Here is a 17,833-nt window from a genome sequence, read left to right as displayed (position 1 = left end):
ATTTTATTTGGAGAGTTAACACAGAATGGAAATTTTTTATACGTCGTTAGCAGATATAAAGTGGGAAAAGTCAACGAAAGCTCGTGTCGCATCAGGTGCTAATCCAAAAACAGAATGGAAGCACTTAATTGATAATAAGATTTGTGGCAGTGAGGGTGTAAGTGTCGGCTATGGTAAAATACCTATTGGAGAATACCTACCTCTCCATACACATGCGCCGCAAGAAATATACTTTGTTACTAAAGGAACTGGCATGTTAACTATGGATGGAGACAAAACACAAAATTTGGGCTCTGGGGATACAGTTTATATTCCAGGTAAAAAACGCCATGGCATTACAAATACTGGAAATGTTGATTTTGAATATCTTTTTATCTTCATGATCAATAACTGGAGCGACGTAAAATATGATTTTCAATAAGTTATTTCAGTATTAATTTAGATTAAGTCTTTTACCTAAGCTTGATAGACCTTTATATAAACTATCTTCAACGCCTTCATCTCTCATGTGATTTCGTAATTGAGAGTTCAGACCTCCTTTAGTAGACAGGGAGTTTAACTCTTCGGCTATTCTGTTTAGTCCATCCTTTTTAATCCCAGAGTAAGTACCTGCCATCAAACTGACCAGGTAGCTTTCAGCTACCTCCGACGAGTCCAAATGTTTCTGAAGCCACATCTTGCCTATTTCTAATTGGGCGAGTGAAGTCGAAAGAATAGCAGTTGCCGCAAAAAATGGTAATAATTCTGCCTCAGACGATAACTCCATAATGAAATTTTCTTTACCAAATAACTGAGAAAGTGCTTTATTTCTTGGATATATGGGCAATGGACAGTTACCCTGCTCTATCATTGGCAACGGGATTGTAATGGCAATATCATGAGCTGGTGCACAAAGCGTTTGTAACCTCTTTAAATCAACACCAAGAATGAAAGAAATGATAGTTTGATTTTTATTAAAGGTTATTGAATTCAGTATTGTCTCTGTTACGTCCTCCATAATTGCAAGAAATATAACATCCGACTCATCTATTACACCTTGCGGTGATGCAATTTTTACATCATCAAATTCTGAAGCTAACCTCGTAGAAATACTCTTATTACGTTCGGTAATTGTTATCGTGTGGCCACGTCCAACCAAGGCAATTATACAAGAATATGCTATTTTTCCAGTACCTATGAATCCAATTTTCATTTTAACAATTCCATCGTTTGTATCTGTTTTTAATATATTTTTTCTAATAAACAAATTATATAACAAAAATTTTAGCATCAATGTTAGAGGATAAACGCGAATTAATATTGCCAAAAATCATAAATAAAAAGTTCTTTTCACTTTCGCGATTTATATTAGGGTTTTACTGTGTAGCTTCGAATAAAGTCGGATATTGTATTGGATAGAATTATGGTAAATAAACCGCATAAAGGTGCTACAATTGCGATCCAGCCTCGTATCCGAAAGGGTGCATTTTTTGATGCAGCCTGGAGACATGGATGCAGAAAATTTTCGGTATATAATAGAACTTATATTTCGAGTACTTTCTCCAATCCGACTGACGAATATTGGAACGTCACAAAAAATGTAGCAATTTGGCCAGTAATGGGTGAGCGGCAAGTGGAGATTTCCGGTAGCGATGCTGCAGAATTTGTTCAGTTATTAACGTCGAGAAATATGTCTACCTGTTCAGTTAACCAATGTAAGTATGCGCTAATTACTGACGAGTCAGGCGGAATAGTTTGCGATCCCATCATTTTAAAATTATCAAATGATCGCTTTTGGCTATCTACATCTGATTGTGATCTTGAGCTTTGGGCTAAGGGGGTCGCTGTTCATGCTCGTTTGAAAGATATTAAGATATCTGATGCAAATGTTTCTGTGGTTCAAATTCAGGGGCCTAAATCACCTAACGTAATTTGTGATATGTTTGGAGAAGAAGTTTTAGATTTAAGATATTACTGGCATCGCACAGTAAATTTTCAAGGTAATGAGCTCAGAATCTCACGGACCGGTTGGAGCGGTGAATTCGGCTACGAGTTGTACTTGGAAAATTATGAACAAGGTGACGCTTTATTTGATGCATTAATAGACATCGGTAAACCCTACGGCGCAGCTCCAGGAGCAGTAAATCAAACCCGAAGAATAGAAAGTGGTATCCTTTCCTGGGGTGTAGATATGGGAGTAGAAGAAAACCCATATGAAGTAGGTCTTGGACGACTTGTAGAGCTTGAAAATGACAATAACTTTATCGGTCGAGCTGAACTTGAAAAAATAAGGAAGCAGCCGCTAGAAAAAACTTTGGTCGGACTTATAATTGAAGGTTCTCCGATTGAGGCAAATGAGACACCTTGGGATTTATTATCCAAAGGGGAGAAAATAGGCAGGCTTACGAGCCTATCTTACTCCCCCCGATTAGACAAAAATATTGCGTTAGGTCTCGTGCGAAATGAATATTCAACAGTTGGAACTGAATTAAGTGTTTTTACTTGGGAGGGTGAAAAGCCTCTCTATGTTTCTAATCTGCCATTTCTTCCAAAATTGCAAACTGGAGATGCACGGGCACTTTTAAATAATCCTAAAATATAAACTTTGTTGGGGAAATATTATGGCTAAAGTAAAATCAATAAATCACATTGCATTTGCGGTAAAAGACTTCAATGCAGCATTGGAAAATGCGATTGAAGTACTGGGCGGCGAAATGATGATGGAATTTGAATCTATCGAAGATAGGTACAAAGGCGCGTGCGTTCGCTTTGGGGATAGTATTATGAGTTTCATTTCCAGCGATGATTCAGAAAGCTTTATAAGCAAGCATGTCGAGAAATATGGGAACAGTATTCAGCATATCGGTTTAGAAATTGACGATATAGAGGAGTACGTCGCCAATTTGGAGAAAAAAGGCGTTAGAGTTGACAAGTCAGAGATGAGTGATGTTGATTATCAAGAAGCTTTGGTTGGACCCAAAGTTGGAAACGGGGTAGTCCTACAATTAACGGGCTGGAAAGCTGGACCGTTTGATGCTACGTATGAAGGCTGTGATCGCCTTTGTAAAAAGTACTCTCAAAATCCTAAATTAAATCTTTTGGCTGGCAACCAACTTCCAAAACCATGAAATTATTTAGGTAACTTGAAATGCAAAGTAGACATTATGGAGTTTGGCCTCAGAACTTACCATACAGTTTACCTTCAGTAGCAAGTTCTGTTTATGAAAACCTTACCAGTTCTTCAAAGAATTCTCCCTTTTCAATTGCAATAAAATTTTATGGCAAAGGACTGACATACTTCGAGCTGTATAAAGAAGTTAAGTTGATCGCAGGATATCTCTCTGCTTTTGCAAATGTTCGACAAAACGATCGGGTTGCATTGTATATGCAAAATTCACCCCAATTTATAATTGCTTATTATGCTATTTTAGCCGCGAATGCCGTAGTTGTACCGGTTAACCCAATGTGCAAAAGTGCCGAATTGGCACATATATTTCAAGACTCTCAATCCAAAGCAATCGTTTTTGGACAAGAACTCTACAACGAAATTGAAAGTGCCAACCTCAATATCAAAGAAAGCCAATTACTCGCAGTAACATACTCAGATTATATTGGAGAAAACGCTAATATTGATATACCTCCCAGCGTGAAGGCTAAAGGAACCAACCCGCCCTGCCCAACCTGGAGTAACGCTCTAGAAATGAATTTCTCAGCCCCTAATCATGATCGAAAACCTGAAGATTGGTGTATTATTCCGTATAGTTCAGGAACAACTGGGCAGCCTAAGGGCTGTTTACATACTCATAAAAGTGCAAATGCTACGATTCATGCATATCCACTTTGGGTAGGAGTGAAAAATGGCTCCCAAGTGTTAGCAACACTACCGCTGTGCCATGTCACTGGAATGCAGCATTCAATGAACTTACCCATACTTACTGGGTCTACAATTCATTTAATGGCGCGGTGGAATCCTAAAGTAGCTGCAGAAATTATAGAAAAAGAAAGAATTCAACATTGGAGATCAATCACAACCACAATGATTGATTTTCTATCATTGGAGAACATTGAAAAATACGACCTATCATCGCTTGAGGCTATTGGAGGTGGAGGAGCACAAATGCCAGAAAGTGTTGCTGAGAGAATGGAGAAACTTATTGGGCTTGATTACATTGAAGCATATGGCCTGACTGAAACAATGGCCCCCATACATATTAATCCAATTAACTCTCCCAGAAAGCAATGCTTAGGAATTCCAATCTTTGATGTTGACACCCGTATCATCGATCCTCAGCACTTAGAAGAATTAGGCCCAAATCAGATCGGTGAAATTGTGGCAAACGCACCGCAGGTTTTTGCTGGATATTGGCAAAACGAAGACGCCACCGCAGACGCATTTATTATTATAGATGGGAAAGATTTTTTTCGAACTGGTGATATAGGATACTATGATGAAGATGGTTACTTTTATTTTGTCGATCGTTTGAAAAGAATGATTAATGTATCTGGACTCAAAGTCTGGCCGGCCGAGGTTGAAGCAATCCTTCATTCACATCCCGCCATTTTGGAAGCCTGCGTCGTTGGAGATTACGACCCGCGCACCGGAGAAAGGGTAAGAGCGGTAGTAGTTCTCAATGGCAAGGCAAAAAAGCTATCAAAAGATTCATTTATTGAGTGGTGTGGAAAGAATATGGCTCATTACAAAGTCCCCAAAAGTCTTGAAATCCGAACGAATTTGCCACGTGGTTCAGCTGGTAAAGTTTTGTGGAAAGACTTGTAATTGTTCCAATTTGCTCAGTAAATCTTAAAAAAACATCTTTATATTATAAAATTTGACACAGTAACGAAGAGGATAAAATGCAGGATAAAAAAATTAGTCGATTTCCTATTCCAAAATTAGGCGAATTGCCAGATGATATTAAAAACCAGTTCATCTCAGTGCAAGAAAAGATTGGATTTGTTCCAAATGTATTTTTAACGCTTGCATATAGACCGGACGAATTTAGAGCTTTTATTGCATACCACGACGCACTAATGGAGCGCAAAAGCGGTCTTTCTAAAGCTGAAAAAGAAATGATTGTGGTTGCGACATCAAATGATAATGGCTGTCAATATTGCGTGATAGCCCACGGTGCTATTCTTAGGATCCGCGCCAAGGATCCGTTAATAGCTGATCAAATTGCCATAAATTACAAGAAAGCAGACATATCTGAACGACAAAAAGAAATGTTAAAGTTTGCCCTTAAAGTCTCAAATGACTCTAGATCTATATCTGCCAGTGATTTTTCTAATTTAACAAAGTATGGTTTTAGCAATGACGATATATGGGATATTGCCGGTATAACTGCCTTTTTTGGCCTCTCAAATCGTATGGCAAACTTTACCTCGATGCAGCCAAATCTAGAGTTTTATAAAATGGGAAGAGACATTTAAAAACTTGCGAAACTATTAATTAACATCACCCGCAAGTCTTCTGTTCGGATTTTTTCTTCTTTTTTAAGGATTTAATAGATCTATTTTTTACCTCAATTACAGTATTTAAAGCATTATTTTCACTATTTATTTTTTCTTCCATATAATCATAAAGTGATGCGAACCCCAATTTCTTGGCCTTCTTTTCCTCATACCCTAATCGACCCTTAAGATTTGAAATTCTCTCTAATACTATATCGTTCTCCATGAGGCGTCTTCTTACTGAGCCGCTTGCCCTGTATTTTGTCAAGCTCTGCCAGAGCGATACCAGAACTACCAGTTTTTTTCAATGCCTTCATATAGACCCTTTTAACAGAGATTGGGCTCCATGGCATGTCTGCATCACGTACCCAACGACGCAAAAGTGGTGGAAGGCAATCAAATTCATGCATAGGATCGCCTTTCTTACGCTTTTTTTTAAGTTTAGTTTGCCCCAAGTTATCCATAGCAGAAATTACGAAAGCAACTACTCCTTACGGTAAAAACTACGAACTATCTTAGACAGTTTACTAGCGAAGTAGCCATGCCTTTTATTAGTTTAGTATATAAAGACACTCCAGGCTCAATTCCAAACCCCAATGGATCAATCACCTCAGTTTTGGCTTCAGTTCCTGCCATTACAGTATCAACCATGTTTGCATTAAATTGTGGCTCAGATAAAACGCATTGAATATTTTCGCTGTGAATTCTGTCGGCTATTTCTGCTATCCTTGCAGCGCCAGGATCTGATGCGTCACTCATAGAGATGGCTCCAGAAGCCGGAAAATCGTACACAGTCTCAAAGTATTGATATGCGTCGTGGAAGACAATAAATTTTCCACCTCGCACTGTATCCAACATCTCATTTACCTCTTTGTCGAGTGCATCAAGTTCTGTAATAGCCTCACTTGCATTGGCAAAATAACCACCTGCGTTAGCCGGATCAATTGATGAAAGTTTAGCTGCAATTACGTTCAGCCAGATTCTTGCATTATCCGTAGATAGCCAAGCGTGAGGATCAAATTCTCCGTGATCATGATCTGCATGGTCATCATGCCCGTGGTCGTCATGATCGTCGTGGTCGTCATGTTCTTTATCATGCCCGTGGTCGTCGTGATCATCATGGTCATCATGTTCTTTATCACGATCGTCATGATCGTTGTGGTCATGAGCGTCGAAAAGCGCACCTTCTCTGAATGGGAGCGTATTTGTCTCATCTAAGGCAAGAAGCTCTATAACAGTTGCATCGCCACTAAGCGAGTCAAGCGCCCGCTCCATCCACGGAGTGAGCCCCTCTCCCATCCAGAAAACCAAACCGGCATTTTCCAAAGCCTCAGCATCGGTTGGCCTTAATCGATAATCATGAGGTGAAGTTTCGTTTGGAACAATTATATCTGGCTTACCAATTCCATCCATAACCCTAGAAACTAAAGAATGAACCGGAGCAATATCTGCAACGACTTTTGGAGCATCTGCAAGTGCAGCGGTCCCGGTAAGTAATGTAATTGCAGAAACAGTAGTAAATAACCTAGACATCTAAAACCTCATGATATAATATAACATTACATACCAATTAACGGTCTCTTAGGATTATTGCAACTAGGAAATGTCTGTTGACTGTAAAAAATGTATCTGCAAAGAAATACTTAGTGATCACTAAAGTGTAAAAACATAATTATGAAAAATATCGAAGAATATTGTAAAGATAAAAACATTAAATTGACCCCAGTTCGACATAAAGTTCTTGAATTATTGCAGAATGAGAAAAGTGGACTAGGTGCTTATCGTATTCTTGATCTACTAAGAGAAGCTGGTTTTAACTCACAGCCTCCAGTAGCATATCGTGCCCTAGATTTTTTAGTTGAACATGGCTTCGTCCATAAAATAGAGAGCCAAAACTCATTTGTTGCCTGTACTGATCCGGGGGTACATCATTCACCTGTATTCATGATCTGTAAAAAATGCGAAAGCGTTTCTGAGGCACCTACCTTCGAAACCGCGTCAAATATATCCGATGCATTGATGGCTACTGGATTTAATGTAGAGCAAACAATTATTGAGGCTGAAGGTGTGTGCAGCACCTGTTCGGAACAGTAATCAACGTGACCTTAATAGCTACTAAAGACTTAACAGTAAAATACGGTCAAAACATTGTACTAAAAAATATTTCGCTTGAAGTGCAGGCTGGAGAAATTGTTACTATCGTAGGCCCAAATGGATCAGGGAAAACTAGTTTAGTAAAAACTATTATTGGCGCCCTGACACCAGATAGTGGGTCTCTACACATCAAAAAAAATTTACGAATTGGTTATGTACCTCAGCGTCTTAATATTGACCATACTTTACCTATGACTGTTCAACGCTTTTTAAATTTAACTCAGGTTTTAGATAATCAGCAGTGCTTAGATGCTTTAGATGTTGCGGGAGCGCCTGGTCTTCTGAACGCACAAATGAGTAATCTTTCAGGCGGTCAGTTCCAAAAAGTATTACTCGCCAGAGCGCTTCAAGGAGAGCCCGAGATATTGATAATGGATGAAGCAACTCAGAGCCTGGACCAAGCAGGCTCTGCAGATTTTTATAAACAAATTGAAACGGTACGAGACAAAAAAGGTTGTGCAGTACTTATGATTAGCCATGAGCTCCATGTTGTTATGAGCGCGTCAGACAAGGTCATTTGTTTGAATGGTCATATTTGCTGTTCCGGTGCCCCTGAAGCAGTAGCAATTATGCCGGAATATCATAATCTGTTTGGTACAGGGACAGATGGCACCTTAGCACTGTACCGCCATAACCATGATCATAGGCACGACGAACACGTCCACTCAGCTGAGGAAACTCCTTAATGCTGCCTGACTTTTTGATCCGGGCCACAATTGCTGGCTTGGGAGTTGCAATTATTGCAGCACCTTTGGGATGCTTCGTAGTATGGCGAAGAATGGCCTACTTTGGTGAGGCAACTGCGCACGCCGCCCTATTGGGTATTGCGCTTTCTTTAGCAATTGAAATGCCTATTTTTACGGGAACTTTATTAGCAGCCCTTTTGATGGCTTTTACCGTATCTCAACTTTCAGGCCGTGGTTTAGCATCGGATACCTTATTAGGAGTATCTGCGCATGCAGGTCTCGCTCTTGGATTAGTCGTTGCATCGTTTCTCTCAGGTGTTCGCATAGATTTAATGGCCTATCTATTTGGAGATATACTAGCTGTCTCAATAAATGATCTTTACACGATATGGATTGGAGCAATTTTCGTGCTGTTATTGGTTTATTGGAGGTGGTCGCCAATGCTCGTTTCAACTTTAAACGAAGAGCTCGCCTATTCTAACGGGATTAATCCAAAGAGAGAAAAGCTGATACTTACCGTCGCCCTTGCTATTACGGTTGCTGTATCTATAAAAGTGGTTGGCTTGTTATTAATATCTGCACTTTTAATTATTCCAGCAGCAGCTGCTAGAAATATCTCAAGCACACCAGAATTTATGGTAATTGGTACTGCTGTAGTGGGGATAGTTTCTGCTATTACTGGGCTGCAATTTTCATATTTTTTTAATACCCCACCGGGACCATCAATTGTCTGCGTCAGTCTGACTTTTTTCTTAATACTTAGTACTAAAAAATTATGGACGATTGGCCATTAATTTATAGTTGCAATTTTCTTGTCGACAGCGAGACTCTATAAATACACACTGAAAATTAGATACAACAAACCTGTAAATTAAGAACCTTCAGTTTTTATACCTTTTACTGCGTTCGCAAATGCATAAGTAATTATGTTATTATCGGCATCCCGCTCTAAAGAAGTATTTAGTTTCAATTTAATCTCATTCACAGTCTCAGAGCTTAAGGATTTCAGCGTTCCTGACACCGAGGGGCCTACTGAATATATATTCCAGTAGTCATCAAAGTTTTTGAATGAGCGTTTTACATAAAAAGTTGTTGTCTCTACCTCAGACATTCCCAAATCAGTCCAAATTTCTTTCATGTTTCTTTTTTGGGACGCATGCACGCTAGGAGGTAAAGGATACTCGATTCCAATCTCCCTCAGAATTTTATGCATTGGCTCCATAGGCAATCCTCCGGACATTACGTCCCAAGCGTATGCCGCCAAAGTCCCTCCCGGTTTAGTCACCCTCAGCATTTCCGCGACACCCTTTTTAGGATCTGGTACAAAAAATATAACCAATGCCATTATTGAAGCATCAAATTTATCGTCTTGAAATGGCAAGGACATTGAATCCCCAACCTCAAATTGGGATGGTACATTGACTTCCCGCCTGCTAGCATAATCAATTTGAGCACTTGAAGGATCAATGCCAGTTATGCTTGATGGATTACATAACTGATCAATTTGAACAGAAAATGCTCCGTTTCCACACCCCACATCTAAAAAATTTAGTGATTTAGAAAACTTAATCCAATCAATAAATTGGGCCCCTACTTTACGGGACCATACACCCATAAAACGTTCATAACTTTCACCATCATCAAAAATAATTTCAGGTATATTGTCAGTCATAATCAGAACCCTATTTTGGAAACTTTGAACCTCAATAAAGTTAATTTAAGAAATTTATTTATTCAATAACAAGCTAGAACGTTTTGAAAATAAAGTGTAACCAAGTGCAAATATTTATCATAAATATTTAAATTTCTAACGTGGTAATAGTAATTTGAACCCTGGCGTCGTTTTAGCACTTTTTGGTGCCTTAATTTTAACACCTGATACACTATTGATGAGGTTATCAGAACTCACTGGTGGTCAAATGGTCGCTTGGAGGGCAACCCAAGCCGGTAGTATTTTCTTTTTGATCGGGCTTATTCCATTTATTTTATCACGAAGTGGGGTAAAACCAAAAATATGGTGTAAAAGCTTTGCTGCCCTTGTCGTTGTTCAAATGGCAAATGTTTTTTGTTTTGCATATGGTATCTACCTTGCTCCTGTAGCGATTGTTTTAATCGCAGTAGCTACTGTTCCTGTTTTCTCAATTATCTTAGGTGCAGTAGTATTAAAAGAAGCGGTGGATACTAAAACTTGGGCTATAGTTCTCATAGTATTTTTTGGTGTAACTCTATCTGTCATAGGTGATATCAACTCGTATGATGTATTTAACCCATCGTCTGTATTAGGTGGTCTGTGTGGCCTTGTAGTAGCCTTTAGCCTTGCCTGTAATTTTGTAATTATAAGAAAAAATAAAGAAGTTGCATTTCCACTGGCACTTGGAACTGGTGGAATTTTGTGCGGATTATTGGCGTTTTATTTTTGGCCAAGCGCATCAGAAATTAATCTGAAAGGTATGTTTTATATATCAATCACTGGCTTATTAATTCTTCCACTATCATTCTTACTTTTATCAAAGGCCTCCAGAATGACACCGGCCTCAAATGTCAGTATTATTATGCTTTTAGAAACTATATTGGGACCGTTATGGGTGTGGACATTCACGAATGAAAGTCCCAAATTTCTTACAATTATTGGGGGTACTATTGTTATTTTTGCTCTAACTTACTTTTTCTCTATAAAGAGTTCTAAAGCAGCCCAATAAAATTTTTTTATTAAATTCACCTTTGCGGAGTACAGTAAATGTACTTGAGTGAATGCTCTGTTGCGCTCCCAATTACTACATTTAAAATAATGGAGAATCTAAATGACGGTTCGATTTACTTATGTGAATTATAAAGAAGATGTCGCCATGAGTATGATGAAAAATGGCGAAGACCGAACAGCTAGCCTGAAAACGGCTGTCGAAAGCGCTGGCGGAAAGTTTTTAGGCTTTTACGGTTTAATTGGTCAGGACTTTGAGGTCGTAGTTATAAGTGACTTTGAAAAACAAACTGATTACATGGCGCTTGTAATGTCAGCATACCTCGGGGGAGCAGTTAGTGAAATAAAAACAGTCACCTGCTGGACAGGTCCAGAGTTGGTAATTTCATCAAAAAAAATACAAGAAGTTTCGTACACTGTTCCAAAATCATAAAGAAAGTAAATAAATATGAGTGAATTTGAAATTTTAGAAAATAACAGTCTGAATTACATCAATAACGGGATGTATATGGTTGCTTTGGCTATATTAATTTTCATTGCCTTGAGGGCAGCTAGAGTTACAAATGAGTCTGGAGGAAATATAGCAGCAAAAATATTAACATCTATTTTTGGCGTGTTCGTCTCATTTTTTAGCCTTCAGCTTGCAGGATGGAGAGTTCTATTTGATACAAATACTGCGGCGAGGCTAGCAGAACTACAAGAATCGGGAGTGGAACTATCGATTCAGGGTAAAGCATGGTTAAATAATTCGGGCATTACTAGTGGTGACTATTTAATGGAACCACCCATGTTTGCGGATATTCCTTCAGTACTTCTTACCCTTGTAATACTGTTAATGATACTAGGCACTACTTGGGGTCCAAGGATTAAAATTGGTGCGGAAAACTAAAGCAATTTAACAGTAAATGTTACTTTCACATAAAATAGAGGTAGGAAGTAACAAATTTTTAAGTTGAGTATCATTAAAGTCGAAAATACATAGGCGCCTCTAGATAAATCTAGAGACGCCTATGCAAACCAATCGGGATTATCAAAACCTCAAAATAGGTTGCCCTATAAATCTGCAAATTAAATAACTTGCGTCATATAATTCGCCCAAGCCTTAGCGGAAAATGAAAGATAACTTTCAAGCCCTTGCCAGCTTATGTTTCGATTGTGGCAGTAAAATGAATTACGTTCCCCCCAACCAGCTTAAACATAATGTTGACCAAATCATTTATATATCAAAGCAAAAAAAAGTAACTAACAAGGTTATCCACAAAGAAAGCATTATTATCCACAAATAAGTGCACAAAGTTCCCGATATTACTTGATAATTTCTGGATAAATTAAGCATATTGATTCGAACTTTAAGTCTAACTTTTAATATGGTAGCAACTACAATCTGGCTAAGGAGTACCATAATGTTTGAAAGAGAAGCATGTCGCAAATTAGCAAGATTTAAAACGTTATCACCATGATTATCAATTCACACAGTTTTGTAAGGTAACCAAATCATGTCGACTATTAAGAAAGCTTTATCGGATCCTATTGAATCCTTACGGGCTAATGTGTCTTTACCTTTTGAACAAGCGCACGCAATGCCCCCAGAGGTATATACCTCAAAGTCTTTTCTTGAATCAGAGTTGCAAAATATTTTTAAAAAGGATTGGTTTTGCGTGGGTCGGGCGAGTGCACTCGCAGAACCTGGTGATTATGTTACCTGTGAGCTAGCCGATCAGCCAATCATCGTATTACGAGACCAGAAGAACTCTATACGTGCTTTTTCTAATGTCTGCCGCCATCGAATGTCTACGCTTCTTGAGGGGCGCGGTAAGACTAAAAGTATTGTCTGCCCTTACCATGCATGGACCTATAATCTTGATGGCTCTCTCAGAGGTGCTCCCGCAATGACTGGCAACACAGCTTTTTGCAAAGATCGTTATAGTTTACCAGTAATTGCCTGCGAGGAATGGCTCGGCTGGGTGTTCATTACACTTAACCCATCTCCAAGCAACATTTCAGAAGAACTCAAAGGAGTGGAGCAGTTAGTTGAAGGTTACAATATGACCGACTACTCCGAAACTTTCTTTGAGGAGCATCTCTGGGATACTAATTGGAAAGTATTGGCAGAAAACTTTATGGAAAGTTATCATCTACCTGTTTGTCATGCTGGTACGATCGGTGGCCTTTCAAAACTTGACGAAATGATATGTCCACCAGGCGAAAAAGCTTTCAATTACCATACAATCTTAAAAGATGATAGCCTGCGCATAGCCATGGCACATCCAAAAAATAATCGTCTTCACGGCGATGAACGAAGAACGACATTCCTTTTGGCCATATACCCTAGCCTATTGATCACACTCACTCCGGGCTACTTCTGGTATCTTAGCTTACATCCCAAAGGACCAGGTAAAGTCCATATCCAATTTGGTGGAGGCATGTCTGATGATTATAAGGATGATACAGACGCCCAACAGAATTTATTGCAGTTAAAGACACTTCTAGATGAGGTAAACGTAGAGGATCGCGGGTGCACCGAAAAAGTCTTTCGCGGTCTCTCAGCTGATGACGCAGAACCGGGGCATCTATCTCATCTTGAGCGCCCAAATTTTGATTTTGCTCAATATCTGATGAGCCGAATGGATCCGGATTTCCAACCGTTCACAAAAGTAGGCTAAAAATGCAAGACCTCTCCATGAAATTGCAAGAGATAGCAAAGCTTCCACCTGATCGGCCGATGAGCATGCCCGGTGCCTTTTATACATCTCAAAATCGTTTCGAGCATGAGGTGTCTACCATTCTTAACTCTGGATGGCACTGCCTTGGCCGCCAAGATGAGATCCCTAATTCAGGCGATTTTTTCACTGCAAATCTTTTGAACGAGCCTCTTCTTATTGTTCGCCAAGCGGATGGTGACATAGGTGTTCTTGCAAATGTGTGCCGCCACCGTGGTATGCCGCTTGCTGAGGGACGAGGAAACGTGCATCGCTTTGTCTGCTCTTATCACGCTTGGGCTTATGATCTTGACGGTTCTTTAATAAGAGCTGCCCGTATGAAGAACGCCAGGTTTGATTCTAAAAATTGTTATCTTCATAACCACAACGTTCAACTTTGGAATGGTTTTATTTACGTAAACCTTCGTTCAGATGCGCCGCAATTTAATTTTCCGAAGCTTGATACCCTTCTTGCGAACTACAAACCTGATTCATTCCGGCTTGTTCATGTTGCCGAAGAAGTTTGGAATACTAATTGGAAATGCCTAGTAGAGAATTTCATGGAAGGCTACCACCTTTCTGTGGTTCATCCAGAGACGCTTCATGGATACACTCCCACAGGTTTAGCCCGAAAATTATTAAGCGAGAATGGTTACACTTCTTATGCTGCTAATTACCCAAAAAATATTCCCACTCGAGGCTATGGCGCATCCGGCCTTACAGAAGACGAACGTCTACGATCTACCCTTTTTGCCCTCTTTCCAACGCAGGTAGCTAGCCTTGCGGCGAGCCTGTTAGTTTCGCTCAGTATTTTTCCTATTAGCGCAGGGCAAATTCGGGTTAAGTGGACAATGTCCACATATGGGAAAGACTTAAGCGAAGAGACTATCGCAGATCGCATTTCCCTATGGGAAGATGTCAACCGCGAGGACCGTGAGAAGTTAGAACGTATGCAAATTGGTCTTGCCTCAAAACACGCTCTTTCGGGCCCACTGGCTGAGGAAGACTATGAAGGCACAGTACGCGACTTTCAGCTTTGGCTTGCAACCCAAGACAGAAAACATTCATTTAGAGAGCGTTTCTAGCGTTTAGATAAACTTATTACATAGAAACTAAAAGTTTGTAGATGTCTTAGAGTTTATTTGAAGAAATGAGCTTTTAGTTTCAAAATAACTATTTTATTTTTAAGTGTTCTAACACTTAGGCGTTTATTTGAGCCAGATAATTTGCTAGTTGCGTAACTGTTTAATCGCCTAAAAACTTTATTTTTAATGGTGATTTAGAGTAACCATTTATCAGCCAGTTAAGCGGGGTATATTTAATAAATATGTAATATAAAATTACACAAACAGCGAAACCGGCAATCACGGTTAGTGGCAATATACTAAACTGATTTAACCCAGCGTTATAAAATACAGCAGTCATCATAGTAATCGGGATAATATGTATAATGTATATTGGATAGGAAAGCTCAACAAACCAATTAAGAAATGCACTGCCTGATTTTATAAATTTAGACGCCAAACTAATAAAAAACAAACAAAACAAAACAGAGTTCATTCCAATCATACAGGCATTGAAAAATACTAGTATTGGATCAAACTCCATTTTTGCTACGTTACTTAAATTATCAGCCTGCCCTATGGTAAGATGATCTGAATAAACGCGTACAAAAAATGAAAATATAGATAGAAAACTTAGGAGAAAAATAGTCTTTTTATTTTGTAGTTTGACGAGGATATTTTGATTTGAGTAGAGTATTACGCCTGCCAAAAAATATGAAAAATAATAGAGCATATTTCCAATCTTTAGATCAAAGTAGCCCGATGAAGCCTTCAGTGCTAATGGATGCCACCAGTTATTCAGAATATATGCGAGAGGCACAGTCGAAATTAACCATATCGCAAAAAATAACATAACTTTTGCTGATATCTTCATACATAATAAGTTCTTAATAAACCTAAACTTGTACAAGATAGAAAAGCAAAAGACGAAGATGATTAGCTCATAAAGGAACCACAAATGCATTGTAGTGTAATCAAAGCTTCCGTCTGAGATATCATAAAACGCAGAGAAGACTAAGCATGTTAAACCCACTCTTATAATGCGATCCTTTAAAAATTGCGAGATGCCATTTCTCTCTATAACTAGAATTGCAAAAAAACCTGATAGTGAGAAAAATAGTGGCATTCGCCAGCTACTTATGAAGCGGCCTAATATATTAACCCACTCTTCAGCTGGTGCTATATTATCTATACCATAGACCTTTGCGAAATCTGGCGCCCAAAATAAAAGAGGTGCATGGATGACTAAACCCATCATCATCGCGAACGCTCTTAAAAAATCTAAATTATGATGCCTTTCCATACTCACTCCATAAGGCAAACTGTTTCAGAAGCATTAAAATACTTTTTTGCCAAGAAAACAATTTTCATTATTATTTAATATAAAATTTGTTAATTTCTTAAATTTTATGCCTGCCCGGCACTACCATGGATAGGGTCTTTCTCAGGCAACTGTGCTAGGAAAGTTCCAACAGTCAAAATAGCTGCGCCCAGGGCCTGCAACCAGTTCCAATCTGATCCAAATAAATAAACAATAATCATCACGTAAAAAGGAGTTGCATTTAGATGAAAAGACGCGATGCCAATTCCAATTTCCTCAACGGCCTTTATCCAAAAAATTTGTGAGATGCCCAAAGCGAGGCAGGCATAGATAATTAAAAGACCTACGTTTGAAATCTCTAATGCTCCCACCGCTGACCAAGAGTACTGAAAAAACATAGCAACAAAGCAAGGAATTGCTACAAAGCCAAACATACCAGAAGTGGTAACTGCAGTGCGCGTCAAAGGAGACAAGCTGGGAAAAGATTTTACAGTTTCCCGCGAACCCCATGCAAAAATACCCGACGCCAATAAGCCCAACGCAAAGCCTAAGCTAATTGAGGAATCTCCCACGGTTACACCAGCGGCCAATGCACCGCCGAAAAGAACCAGAGCAACGGCTAATAAAAAACGGACACTTAACCTACGCCTATCAAGCGCCACCTCTAAACCGATGGCAAAAACTGGCATAGCAGCAGCGGCTAAAGCTGCTGTAGTTGCATCTGTCATTGCCTGCGCGATCAAAAGAAGCAGGGAACCAAAACCGAAACCTATCCCTCCAATCCAGAATCCCTTGAGCCAAGGAAGTTTGCGAAGAACAACGCTTTTCTCTAGAAAAAAAATTAAAGAGATCATTAAGATTAAAGCCAGTAAGTTCCGGAGAGCAATTAGCGTTAATATTCCCCAGGTCTGTAACAATTTGTCTGCTGCTGGAAAGCCTGTAGCAAATAGAATAATAGCTGTCGCACCAAATATATTACCGCGAATATTCAACGAAAATCACCCCTCTGGAAGCAATAGCCACACAAATGTAAATACCCAGACAGGGTCTGGGCATTCATATAATATGAATTTAGAGCAATCTTTCATTATTCCGACACTGGTGTCGCAAACCGCAGTAAAACTTGGGGGATTAAATGTTAATTAACGTAACTATTCAAACATTTGTGTTTGAAAACGAATTGGAATTAAGTGACAAGCGCTGGACGGATGTTAAAGATGAATATCAACCAACTCACAATACCCCTGCTCACTCACAAAGGCGCTTATTTGGATCAGTTCGTTTGCTATGAGTGTAGCGTCATATCTTGCATGATTTTTAGTAGTACTAAATCTGGACTATAAAGAGCGTTTCACAAATACTATCTGTTCTCAAACCATCGATTAAAAAGGACATTAATATGAGTTATGTAAGAATGAACTATTTAGAATACGTTTCAGAAAAAGCGGCTGATGAACTGGAGGCGCAGTATGTGCAAAATGCACCGATTAATTTTCCAGATGCCACCGCTCTTGTATTTTTGAGAACTGGACCAACAACAGCATCTTTAACATCTGTTTATCCTGATCAGGCCACTTTTGACAAATCTGCTGCTCAGCGCAAGAAAAGCCTTGCTGGTATTGCAGACAAAATCAAAGATGTTCGCTCAGAAGAAGGGCAAGCGGCTTTAGCTTTGATCAAATGAAATAAGTCCTTACAAATAATTGTTAAATCATATTAAAGAAGGAAAAAGATATGATAGTTATGTTAACTCAAGATCTTTCAAAAGGCTTCGCACCTTG

21 protein-coding genes are annotated in these 17,833 nt (G+C 39.1%); 15 read left to right on the top strand and 6 right to left on the bottom strand.

Translation table 11 applies throughout. The annotated features are described in order from the left end of the window. The first annotated feature begins 25 nt into the window (after positions 1 to 25). On the top strand, positions 26 to 421 hold the full coding sequence (locus ACTF5Q_RS10950; RefSeq protein ID WP_164376939.1) for a cupin domain-containing protein: 396 nt from the start codon (positions 26 to 28) through the stop codon (positions 419 to 421). A gap of 12 nt (positions 422 to 433) precedes the next feature. On the opposite strand, the gene ACTF5Q_RS10945 is transcribed toward ACTF5Q_RS10950, so the two are convergent. Further along, positions 434 to 1,192 carry an NAD(P)-binding domain-containing protein gene (locus ACTF5Q_RS10945; protein ID WP_438954645.1) on the bottom strand — a complete coding sequence of 253 codons (759 nt, stop codon included), beginning with the start codon at positions 1,190 to 1,192 and terminating at the stop codon, positions 434 to 436. Positions 1,193 to 1,402: 210 nt separating this feature from the next. Between ACTF5Q_RS10945 and ACTF5Q_RS10940 the strand changes: the two genes are divergently transcribed. The 4 genes from ACTF5Q_RS10940 (at position 1,403) to ACTF5Q_RS10925 (ending at position 5,409) form a co-directional block, all read left to right on the top strand. Further along, a complete protein-coding gene (locus ACTF5Q_RS10940; protein ID WP_438954644.1) occupies positions 1,403 to 2,581 on the top strand; it encodes a glycine cleavage T C-terminal barrel domain-containing protein in 1,179 nt (392 codons plus the stop codon). A gap of 19 nt (positions 2,582 to 2,600) precedes the next feature. Further along, complete coding sequence (locus ACTF5Q_RS10935) at positions 2,601 to 3,107, top strand: VOC family protein (protein WP_438954643.1); 507 nt, start codon at positions 2,601 to 2,603, stop codon at positions 3,105 to 3,107. A gap of 20 nt (positions 3,108 to 3,127) precedes the next feature. Continuing rightward, positions 3,128 to 4,756: a long-chain-fatty-acid--CoA ligase gene (locus tag ACTF5Q_RS10930; RefSeq protein ID WP_438954642.1), complete on the top strand. Its 1,629-nt coding sequence runs from the start codon at positions 3,128 to 3,130 to the stop codon at positions 4,754 to 4,756. Positions 4,757 to 4,833: 77 nt separating this feature from the next. After that, the gene (locus ACTF5Q_RS10925; RefSeq protein WP_438954641.1) at positions 4,834 to 5,409 is read left to right on the top strand and encodes a peroxidase-related enzyme; all 576 of its coding nucleotides are present in this window, start codon (positions 4,834 to 4,836) and stop codon (positions 5,407 to 5,409) included. 206 nt (positions 5,410 to 5,615) lie between these two features. Here the strand turns inward: ACTF5Q_RS10925 and ACTF5Q_RS10920 are convergent, their stop codons facing one another. Beyond that, complete coding sequence (locus tag ACTF5Q_RS10920; protein ID WP_438954640.1) at positions 5,616 to 5,894, bottom strand: DUF6525 family protein; 279 nt, start codon at positions 5,892 to 5,894, stop codon at positions 5,616 to 5,618. Between the two features lie 46 nt (positions 5,895 to 5,940). Continuing rightward, positions 5,941 to 6,963 (bottom strand): zinc ABC transporter substrate-binding protein, encoded by a 1,023-nt coding sequence (locus tag ACTF5Q_RS10915; protein WP_438954639.1) that lies wholly within the window; start codon positions 6,961 to 6,963, stop codon positions 5,941 to 5,943. A gap of 141 nt (positions 6,964 to 7,104) precedes the next feature. Between ACTF5Q_RS10915 and ACTF5Q_RS10910 the strand changes: the two genes are divergently transcribed. Genes ACTF5Q_RS10910 through ACTF5Q_RS10900 form a run of 3 tightly spaced genes read left to right on the top strand, consistent with a single transcriptional unit; the run spans position 7,105 to position 9,064 of the window. Beyond that, a complete protein-coding gene (locus tag ACTF5Q_RS10910) occupies positions 7,105 to 7,524 on the top strand; it encodes a transcriptional repressor (RefSeq protein WP_438954638.1) in 420 nt (139 codons plus the stop codon). 5 nt (positions 7,525 to 7,529) lie between these two features. Further along, a complete protein-coding gene (locus ACTF5Q_RS10905) occupies positions 7,530 to 8,270 on the top strand; it encodes an ATP-binding cassette domain-containing protein (protein ID WP_438954668.1) in 741 nt (246 codons plus the stop codon). Then, the gene (locus ACTF5Q_RS10900; RefSeq protein WP_438954637.1) at positions 8,270 to 9,064 is read left to right on the top strand and encodes an iron chelate uptake ABC transporter family permease subunit; all 795 of its coding nucleotides are present in this window, start codon (positions 8,270 to 8,272) and stop codon (positions 9,062 to 9,064) included. Before ACTF5Q_RS10905 ends, ACTF5Q_RS10900 begins: the two co-directional genes overlap by 1 nt. Positions 9,065 to 9,141: 77 nt before the next feature. On the opposite strand, the gene ACTF5Q_RS10895 is transcribed toward ACTF5Q_RS10900, so the two are convergent. Further along, positions 9,142 to 9,942 carry a class I SAM-dependent methyltransferase gene (locus ACTF5Q_RS10895; RefSeq protein ID WP_438954636.1) on the bottom strand — a complete coding sequence of 267 codons (801 nt, stop codon included), beginning with the start codon at positions 9,940 to 9,942 and terminating at the stop codon, positions 9,142 to 9,144. Positions 9,943 to 10,096: 154 nt separating this feature from the next. On the opposite strand from ACTF5Q_RS10895, the gene ACTF5Q_RS10890 reads away from it, so the two are divergent. The 5 genes from ACTF5Q_RS10890 to ACTF5Q_RS10870 all read left to right on the top strand — a co-directional run bounded on the left by ACTF5Q_RS10890 (position 10,097) and on the right by ACTF5Q_RS10870 (position 14,752). Further along, positions 10,097 to 10,969, top strand: coding sequence for a DMT family transporter (locus tag ACTF5Q_RS10890; RefSeq protein ID WP_438954635.1), 873 nt, complete (start codon positions 10,097 to 10,099; stop codon positions 10,967 to 10,969). 102 nt (positions 10,970 to 11,071) lie between these two features. Beyond that, the gene (locus ACTF5Q_RS10885; RefSeq protein WP_438954634.1) at positions 11,072 to 11,401 is read left to right on the top strand and encodes a GYD domain-containing protein; all 330 of its coding nucleotides are present in this window, start codon (positions 11,072 to 11,074) and stop codon (positions 11,399 to 11,401) included. A 15-nt stretch (positions 11,402 to 11,416) separates the two neighbouring features. Further along, positions 11,417 to 11,857, top strand: a complete 441-nt coding sequence (locus ACTF5Q_RS10880) for a hypothetical protein (RefSeq protein ID WP_153693722.1) — start codon at positions 11,417 to 11,419, stop codon at positions 11,855 to 11,857. A gap of 607 nt (positions 11,858 to 12,464) precedes the next feature. Then, positions 12,465 to 13,631, top strand: coding sequence for an aromatic ring-hydroxylating oxygenase subunit alpha (locus ACTF5Q_RS10875; RefSeq protein WP_438954633.1), 1,167 nt, complete (start codon positions 12,465 to 12,467; stop codon positions 13,629 to 13,631). A 2-nt stretch (positions 13,632 to 13,633) separates the two neighbouring features. Continuing rightward, on the top strand, positions 13,634 to 14,752 hold the full coding sequence (locus tag ACTF5Q_RS10870) for an aromatic ring-hydroxylating oxygenase subunit alpha (RefSeq protein WP_438954632.1): 1,119 nt from the start codon (positions 13,634 to 13,636) through the stop codon (positions 14,750 to 14,752). 160 nt (positions 14,753 to 14,912) lie between these two features. Here ACTF5Q_RS10870 and ACTF5Q_RS10865 read toward each other — a convergent pair whose 3' ends face one another. Together ACTF5Q_RS10865 and ACTF5Q_RS10860 are read right to left on the bottom strand one after the other, a co-directional pair. After that, complete coding sequence (locus ACTF5Q_RS10865; RefSeq protein WP_438954631.1) at positions 14,913 to 16,034, bottom strand: acyltransferase family protein; 1,122 nt, start codon at positions 16,032 to 16,034, stop codon at positions 14,913 to 14,915. A gap of 104 nt (positions 16,035 to 16,138) precedes the next feature. After that, complete coding sequence (locus tag ACTF5Q_RS10860; RefSeq protein WP_438954630.1) at positions 16,139 to 17,044, bottom strand: DMT family transporter; 906 nt, start codon at positions 17,042 to 17,044, stop codon at positions 16,139 to 16,141. Between the two features lie 143 nt (positions 17,045 to 17,187). Here ACTF5Q_RS10860 and ACTF5Q_RS10855 point away from each other — a divergent pair, with 143 nt between their 5' ends. Together ACTF5Q_RS10855 and ACTF5Q_RS10850 are read left to right on the top strand one after the other, a co-directional pair. Beyond that, a complete protein-coding gene (locus ACTF5Q_RS10855) occupies positions 17,188 to 17,343 on the top strand; it encodes a hypothetical protein (RefSeq protein ID WP_438954629.1) in 156 nt (51 codons plus the stop codon). Between the two features lie 108 nt (positions 17,344 to 17,451). Continuing rightward, positions 17,452 to 17,736 (top strand): hypothetical protein, encoded by a 285-nt coding sequence (locus ACTF5Q_RS10850; protein ID WP_438954628.1) that lies wholly within the window; start codon positions 17,452 to 17,454, stop codon positions 17,734 to 17,736. Positions 17,737 to 17,833: the final 97 nt, after the last annotated feature.

Source organism: Candidatus Salinivivens marinus, assembly GCF_965655845.1.
Lineage (GTDB): Bacteria > Pseudomonadota > Alphaproteobacteria > Rhodobacterales > Rhodobacteraceae > Salinivivens > Salinivivens marinus.
Note: the sequence above shows the minus strand (reverse complement) of the source record. Positions and strands in the feature narration are given on the sequence as shown.